The sequence below is a fragment of the Acidobacteriota bacterium genome (assembly GCA_003696075.1).
GTDB lineage: Bacteria > Acidobacteriota > Polarisedimenticolia > J045 > J045 > J045.
This window is the reverse complement of record RFHH01000179.1, coordinates 1-3,370: the sequence shown is the minus strand read 5'-3', so window position 1 is coordinate 3,370 and position 3,370 is coordinate 1. Positions and strand designations below refer to the sequence as shown.

At 74.1% G+C, this 3,370-nt stretch carries 3 protein-coding genes; 1 reads left to right on the top strand and 2 read right to left on the bottom strand.

Translation table 11 applies throughout. From position 1 onward, the window contains the following. Window positions 1-530 precede the first annotated feature (530 nt). Window positions 531-857, bottom strand: coding sequence for a hypothetical protein (locus D6718_11755; GenBank protein ID RMG43615.1), 327 nt, complete (start codon window positions 855-857; stop codon window positions 531-533). On the opposite strand from D6718_11755, the gene D6718_11750 reads away from it, so the two are divergent. Continuing rightward, window positions 839-2,413 (top strand): M20/M25/M40 family metallo-hydrolase, encoded by a 1,575-nt coding sequence (locus tag D6718_11750; protein RMG43614.1) that lies wholly within the window; start codon window positions 839-841, stop codon window positions 2,411-2,413. The two genes, D6718_11755 and D6718_11750, sit on opposite strands and share 19 nt — an antisense overlap. Here D6718_11750 and D6718_11745 read toward each other — a convergent pair. Continuing rightward, complete coding sequence (locus D6718_11745) at window positions 2,310-3,185, bottom strand: DUF72 domain-containing protein (GenBank protein ID RMG43613.1); 876 nt, start codon at window positions 3,183-3,185, stop codon at window positions 2,310-2,312. The genes D6718_11750 and D6718_11745 overlap by 104 nt on opposite strands. Window positions 3,186-3,370: the final 185 nt, after the last annotated feature.

Here is a 3,370-nt window from a genome sequence, read left to right as displayed (position 1 = left end):
CCGGCAAAGCACCGCGGGGGGCTTCCGCCCCGGCGCGCGCCGGCGCCAAGGGCGAGCGACGACGAACGGCTTTCTCGGCCCGATCCCGCGGCGGAGTCGGTCCCTTCATCCGATACGACGGCGAGCGGGAGCGCCGGCCGCAGCTTCGAGGTCCACCCCGGAGAACCCGGGAGGTGCGACCTCGACGGTGCGGATCCGCGCTCGACTCCGCGGAGAAGGGGGCTTCGCCAGGATTCCGGGGCGCGGCAGCGGCCGGCGCCCGCAGCTTCGGGGGTGCCCGATCGAGGGTGCGAGACGCCGCGCGTCCAGGCGACAGGCAGACGCTTCGCCCCGGATTCCCGGGCATCGATCCGTTCGGGGCCGGGACCTTCGATCTGCGGGCGACTTCGGCGGAACGACGCACCATCGGGGACGCACGCCACACCGCTTCCGGGCTCTCGCTGGGTGGAGCGAGATTCCGTTTCCTCGGGGATGCCCCTCGGCCGGTCGGCGGGGGTGCGTCTCGGGGCGGTCCGAATCGGCCGGCCAGCCTAGACGCGATCCTCTCCCGCAGCCGGCTGCGCCCTCCCGAGGAGGAGCACCAGCGCCCCCGCGATCGCTCCTCCGGCGGCCGGCCAGCCGAGCGGCACGCCCAGCAGGAGCGGTTCGAGCACCGAGACCGCCGCGAGGCCGCCGCCGAAACCGGAGAGCCAGGCGCGTGCCGGCTTCCGCCCACGAAGCAGCAGCGCGCCGCCGAGCAGGCCGAGCGCGGCGATCCCGAGCCGAACCGCGCCGAAAAGGGCGACCAGGGCCGGCCGGCTTTCCGGCGCGCGCACCGCCCCCGCCGGCCCCCGCCCCGATGCGGCGTCGGCGATCATCAGGAACCCGCCGAGAAGGACGAGGAGCGCCAGCAAGCCGGCGGCAAGGGCGCCGGCGCGGCGGTACGGACCGGGCGTTGTGCGGGGCTGGGACACGGGGCGATACTCCTTGGCCCGTGGATTATCGTCGATCGGCAACGGCCTTCCTACTGGCGGCGGCCCTGGCGGGCGGGGCGGCACGCGGCGAGGGCGTTCGGGACCCCGTCGCCGATGCGGTCTCGACCGTTTCGCCGGAGCGACTGGCGGCTCACGTGGCCCGCCTCGCCGGGTTCGGGACCCGCCACGCGCTGAGCGCCGGGTCGGGCGAGGGGCGGGGCATCGACGCGGCGGAGGCGTGGGTCGCCGCGCGCTTCGCGGAGATCCCCGGCGTCGAGGTCGAGCGGCGCCGGGTGCGGGCCTTCCGCCTCTCCGGCGGCGCGAGGAGGGTGGCGGCCGGGTGGCCGGTCTCCTCCCCCGCCGCACGGTTCCTCTTCGGCCTCGCGGGCATGGGCTTCGGCTACCGGGAGCCGGCGATGTCGAACGTGATCGCCAGGCTGCCCGGAAGGGAACCGGAGCGCCTGATCCTTCTCAGCGCCCATCTCGACTCGCGTCCCGGCAAGCGCTTCGACTGGCGCACCGACGCCCCGGGTGCCAACGACGACGGCAGCGGTGTGGCCGGCCTCCTCGAGGCGGCGCGCGCGCTGGCCCCGCTGCCGCGGCGCGCGTCGGTCTGGTTCGTCGCCTTCAACGGAGAGGAGCTGGGCCTCCTCGGCAGCCGCCAGCTCGCGCGGGAGATCGAACGGGCGGGCCTGCGGGTCGAGGCGATGCTCAACCTCGACACGATCGGCGGGACGACGACGGCGCGCGACCTGCCCGCCGACCCGGCGCTGCCGCCTCCGGGAACGCTCCTCCGGGTCTTCTCGGAGGGACGACCCCAGCACCGGTGGCTCGACCCCTCTCCCCGGCGCCGCCTCGCCGCCGGTCCCAGCGAGGCCGACAGCCCCTCCCGCCAGCTCGCGCGCTACGTGCGCGCTGCCGCTCGCCGCTACGTGCCGGACCTCCAGGTCGAACTGATCGCCCGGGCCGACCGGATCCGGAGAGGAGGCGACCACTTCCCCTTCCTCCGCCGCGGTGTCGCCGCGGTGCGGTTCACCGAGCAGCGGGAGGACTACGCCCACGAGCACCAGGATCCGCACGTCGAGAACGGCCGCCGCTACGGCGACCTGCCGGAGTTCGTCGACCCCGAGTACATGGCGAAGGTCACGCGGATCGCGGTGGCAACAGCGGCTCTGCTCGCGCGCGCGCCGCGGGCTCCCGAGGAGGTGCGGATCGACACCAGCCATCTCGGGGAGACGACCACGGTGCGGTGGCGGCCGTCGGCGGACCCGGAGATCGCCTCCTACCGGCTGCTCGCCCGCCGCACGGCCTCGCCCGACTGGGAGATCGAACGCGATGCGGGGACGGCGGGCGAGGTCACGGTGGCGCTGCCCCGCGACGACTGGTGGTTCGCCGTCCAGGCGGTCGCGAAGGACGGGACGCCGAGCCTGCCGTCCCTCGCCTGGCCGTCCGACCGATGATCCTCTCGAGGATCTCCCGGAACTCCTGTGCGTTCTTCGGCGCGTGGGCGTGCCAGTCGTTGTTGAAAAAGGCGTAGAGCGCGCGCCGGCCGAGGTGAGGGGCGAGCCGTTTCGCCCACGCCCGCAACTCCTCCCGCGGGTAGTCGTGGTCGTACAGCCGCGGCCCGGTCCCGTGAAACCGGACGTAGAGAAAGTCGGCCGTGGGGATCACCTCCGGCGGGAGCCTTGGATGGCTGACCGCGACGAACGCGGCCCGGTGTCCGGCCAGGATCCCGGGGATCCGGTCGTCCTCCCACCAGCTCCGGTGCCGGAACTCGATCGCGTGGCGCAGGCGGTGCCGTCCCGACCAGACGGAGCGGGTCGCCCGGTCGAGCCGTTCGAGAAACGACGCGAGGCGCTCCGGATCGGCGTGCAGGGATGGCGGGAGCTGCCACAGCACGACGCGCAGCGCGCGCAGGGGGGCGACGCGCTCGAGGAAGCCGCGAAGGCTCTCGTCGCCGGCGGGGTCGAGCTTGTGGAGATGGGTGATCCGCCGGTGCCCCTTGACGACGAGGTGGAAGCGAGCCGGCAGGCGGCGGTTCCAAGAGTCGATCATCACCTGCGTGGGGAACCGGTAGAAGGTGGCGTTGATCTCGACGGTGTCGAAGACGCTCGCATAGTAGGCGAGCCGGTCCGTGCCGCGGACCTCCTCGGGATAGAAGCGGCCCGACCAGTCGTCGTAGGTCCATCCGGAAGTGCCGATGTGGAGGGCACCCATCGCCGCGCGCCCCATCCCCGGCCCGACACCGCGAAACGACCCCCTCTCCACGCCCCCGAGCCGGGTAGAATCGCTGGATGCGACTCCATCCTACCGTCCTGTTCGCCGCTCTGCTCGCCGCCGCTTGCGTGCCGGACACCCGACCGCCGGGGGGCCCCGGCGGTTCCCCCGATCCGGCCGTGCGTCCGGGAGAAACGCTG

Coding starts and splice junctions, on each gene's coding strand:
- D6718_11750 (RMG43614.1), top strand. CDS start 839: ATGCGGCGTCGGCGATCATCAGGAACCCGCCGAGAAGGACGAGGAGCG.
- D6718_11755 (RMG43615.1), bottom strand. CDS start 857: ATGATCGCCGACGCCGCATCGGGGCGGGGGCCGGCGGGGGCGGTGCGC.
- D6718_11745 (RMG43613.1), bottom strand. CDS start 3,185: ATGGGGCGCGCGGCGATGGGTGCCCTCCACATCGGCACTTCCGGATGG.